This window comes from Streptomyces albidochromogenes, from assembly GCF_005981925.1.
Lineage (GTDB): Bacteria > Actinomycetota > Actinomycetes > Streptomycetales > Streptomycetaceae > Streptomyces > Streptomyces albidochromogenes.
The window spans coordinates 1-3,929 of the sequence record NZ_VBVX01000455.1 but is presented as its reverse complement, the minus strand read 5'-3'; the positions used below and the strand labels follow the sequence as shown (position 1 = coordinate 3,929).

Below are 3,929 nucleotides of genomic sequence, written 5' to 3'. Positions count from 1 at the left end.
GTAGAAGGCGGCATACGGGTTGAGGGCTAGTCTGGTGGGCTCGGAGATGTGTATAAGAGCCAGTGTCCATTAGTCAATTAACCGGTGTTGGGGGAATTTCCGGATCTGCGCGGATGCCCGCCGATCGGCCGGGATCGGCCGATCCGAGGAGTGCCGGCTGCCGGATTCGCCGTACGTGACCTGCGCCCGCGCGCTCCTGGCCTACCGGGCGGGGCGGGGCTCCAGGCCCAGTTCGTCGTCCAGGCCCAGCGCGCGGGCGAGGTCGACGTCCAGGTCCGCGCCGGCCTCGAACGTCGCGTCGACGCCGGTCGCGCCCCCCGTACCGGCTCCGCCGAACACCGGTGCTCCCAGCGCCGCGTCGATCCGCTCCCCCGCCGCCCCGTCGACCACGAGCCGCCCGCCGATCGCGATGTTCGCGTCCTGCCGCGTGGCGCGCGGCAGGAGCCGGGTCGTGGTGTCGCGCAGTACGCCGAGCCGCGCGCCGGGCCTGCCCCCGCCCACCGTCGCGGTGACGACGTGCGTCCGCAGGTCGACGGCGAGGTCCTTGACGATGACGACGGACCGGTCGCCCTTCGACAGCCGTACGCCGCCGTCGAGGAGCACCTTGCCCCCCAGCGGCTTCCCGCCGCCGTGCACGAACCGGCTGCCCTCGCGGGCGGTGAGGGCGACCGCGCCCGGGGCCGGCCGGGCGGCGCCGGCGACGGGCGCGACGGCGACGCCGTGCCCCGCCGCGCCGAACTCCAGCCTCAGCAGCCCTGCCCTGATCGGGGTGCCGGGCGCCGGGGCGCCCGCCTCGGCCCGGGGGGCCTTCCCGGCGTCCGGGCCGCCCGTGGCGCCCATCACCGAGGTGACCGCGTCCGGGAGGCCGGCGATCGCGGCGGGCGTGGCGATGACGACGGCGGCCGCGACGGCGGCGGAGATACGGCCGCGACGGACGCGGCGAGGGAAAGACAAGCGCGGGAACATGCGCGTCACAGGCCCTTTCGCTGGCTGGGGTGATTAGCAGTCGCTTGCGGTGAGACCTTCCGCGACACGCCGCGTCCGGCCCGCCCCGGCTTCGCATTCCACTCGTACGGAGCTACGGCCTCGGCACGTTGCGCAGGTTCGAGCGGGCCATCTGGAGCATCCGCCCCACGCCGCCGTCCAGCACGATCTTGCTCGCCGACAGGGCGAAGCCGCTGACCATCTCGGCGCGGATCTTGGGCGGGATCGACAGGGCGTTCGGGTCGGTGACGACGTCCACGAGGGCCGGGCCCTTGTGCTTGAACGCGTCCTTGAGGGCCCCGGCCAGCTGCTTCGGCTTCTCCACCCGTACGCCGTACGCCCCGCAGGCGCGGGCGACCGCCGCGAAGTCCGGGTTCCTGTTCGCCGTACCGAACGACGGCAGGCCGTCGACCAGCATCTCCAGCTCCACCATGCCGAGGGAGGAGTTGTTGAAGACGACGACCTTCACCGGCAGGCCGTGCTGCACGAGGGTGAGGAAGTCGCCCATCAGCATGCTGAAGCCGCCGTCGCCGGACATCGCGATCACCTGGCGGTCCCGGTCCGTGAACTGGGCGCCGATCGCCTGCGGCATGGCATTGGCCATCGAACCGTGGGTGAAGGAGCCGATGATGCTGCGGCGCCCGTTGGGAGTGATGTAGCGGGCGGCCCAGACGTTGTTCATGCCCGTGTCGACCGTGAACACGGCGTCGTCGTCGGCCAGTTCGTCGAGGACGGAGGCAACGTACTCGGGGTGGATCGGCACCCGCTTGTCGACCTTGCGGGTGTACGCCTTCACCACCCCTTCGAGCGCGTCGGCGTGCTTCTTCAGCATCCGGTCGAGGAACCTGCGGTCCGGCTTCGCCTTCACGCGCGGCGTCAGACACGTCAGGGTCTCGCGTACGTCGCCCCAGACGGCGAGGTCCAGCTTGGAGCGGCGGCCGAGGCGTTCGGGCCGCACGTCGACCTGCACGATCTTCACGTCCCCGTCGTGGGGCAGGAAGTCGTAGTACGGGAAGTCGGTGCCCAGCAGGATCAGCAGGTCGCACTCGTGGGTGGCCTCGTACGCCGCGCCGTAGCCGAGCAGTCCGCTCATGCCGACGTCGTACGGATTGTCGTACTGGATCCACTGCTTGCCGCGCAGCGCGTGCCCCACGGGGGACTTCACGCGCTCCGCGAACTGCATCACCTGCGCGTGGGCGCCCGCCGTGCCGCTTCCGCAGAAGAGCGTGACGCGCTTGGCCTCGTCGACCATGCGGGCGAGCTTCTCCAGCTCCGCCTCCCCGGGGCGTACGACGGGGCGCGACGTGACGAGCGCGTGCTCACCCGCGCGTTCGGACACCGTCTCGGACGCGATGTCGCCGGGCAGGGCCACCACGCTGACGCCGCTGCGGCCGACGGCGTTCTGGATGGCGGTCTGGAGCACGCGCGGCATCTGCCGGGGGCTGGAGATCAGCTCGCAGTAGTGGCTGCACTCGCGGAACAGCTGGTCGGGGTGGGTCTCCTGGAAGTATCCGAGCCCGATCTCGCCGGACGGGATCTGCGAGGCGAGGGCGAGGACCGGGGCCATGGAGCGGTGCGCGTCGTACAGGCCGTTGATCAGGTGCAGGTTGCCGGGGCCGCAGGAACCCGCGCAGGCGGCGAGGCTGCCGGTGATCTGCGCCTCCGCGCCGGCGGCGAAGGCTGCGACCTCCTCGTGCCTGACCTGGATCCAGTCGATGCCCGGGGTGCGGCGGATCGCGTCGACGACGGGGTTGAGGCTGTCGCCGACGACACCGTAGAGGCGTTGCACCCCGGCCTTGACGAGGATGTCGACGAACTGCTCCGCCACCTTCTGCTTGGCCATGGGATGCGCACGCCTTTCGGGAGACGGTCGGCCGGTCGCGCACGGGGCTGCGCCGTGCGGTGCCGAGTCCATCAACCCACGCGGGGCACCGTTACGCCTCCCAGACCGCCACCGCCGTACGGTCGTCGGCGTACCCCTTCACCCTCAGGCAGGTGTCCGCGAGGTATTCGGCGAGGCCGGGCGGTTCGGCTCCGGCCCAGCGTTCGGCCAGTTCCTCGGCGAGCGCGGGCTCGCCGCGCAGCGGGTCGGCGAGCCCGCCGCCGCACAGCAGCAGGGTGTCACCCGGGCGGGCGACGGACGCCCGGAAGCGAAAGGGCTCGGCGGGCGGCGGGGCGCTCGCGACGTACGGGGACGGCGGCGTCGGGATGCCGAGGTCCATGGTGAGGCGGTCGCCCTCGGGGGTCTCGGACGGGACCGAGCCGGGGCCGTCGCCCAGGTGGGCCGGGGGCGAGCCGAAACCGACGACGGGCGCGCCGGTGACGGCGGCGGGCTCGGGCACGGAGGGCTCGATGTCCTGCCAGACGCCGCCGCGCAGCCGGAACAGGCCGCCGCCACCGATGCCGAAGAAGACCCGGGTGCGGCACCGCGGGTCGGCGGGCAGGAGCAGGCAGCGCAGACTCACCGTGTACTCCTCGGGGCTGAGGCCGAGTTCGGACGCGCGGGCGCGCAGCCTGCCGTAGCCGCGGTCGGTGAGGCGGTGCAGACCGGACTTGAGGTCGCCCCGGCGGCCCGCCCTTATGTCGTCGGCGAGCCGGGTGTGGCTGCGGCCGACGGCCTCGCCGATCCATCGGCAGGCGTCGGCGGCGGCCAGGTGCGCGCTCTCGGCGGCGCGGGCCCCGCCGGCCACCGCGACCAGGACGAGCGCGTCCTCGCCGCGACCGAAGCGGGCGGTGAGCAGGGAGTCGCGGCGGGGTTCGCCGCGGTAGCGGGCGGAGTCGCCGCGCACGGAGGCGGCGCGCAGGGTGTACGTGCCGTACCGGGCGCCGTCGAGCACGGTGTCGGCGACGAGCGCGCCGAGCTCGTGCGGGTCGGCGGCGGGCAGGGCCGTCGGCTCGGCGTCGTAGGTGGGCGGCCGGTCCCCGACGAATCCGGTGCGCGGCGC

Annotated in this window: 3 protein-coding genes; all 3 read right to left on the bottom strand. The window is 73.3% G+C overall.

Annotated elements, in window-relative coordinates; all coding sequences use genetic code 11:
• Positions 1-201: 201 nt before the first annotated feature.
• Positions 202-954: a hypothetical protein gene (locus E2E34_RS32285; RefSeq protein WP_138905396.1), complete on the bottom strand. Its 753-nt coding sequence runs from the start codon at positions 952-954 to the stop codon at positions 202-204.
• Positions 955-1,078: 124 nt separating this feature from the next.
• Positions 1,079-2,827, bottom strand: a complete 1,749-nt coding sequence (locus E2E34_RS32280) for a pyruvate dehydrogenase (RefSeq protein WP_138905395.1) — start codon at positions 2,825-2,827, stop codon at positions 1,079-1,081.
• Positions 2,828-2,918: 91 nt separating this feature from the next.
• Positions 2,919-3,929 (bottom strand): protein phosphatase 2C domain-containing protein (locus E2E34_RS32275; RefSeq protein ID WP_138905394.1); only part of this gene is annotated, 1,011 nt, incomplete at its 5' end.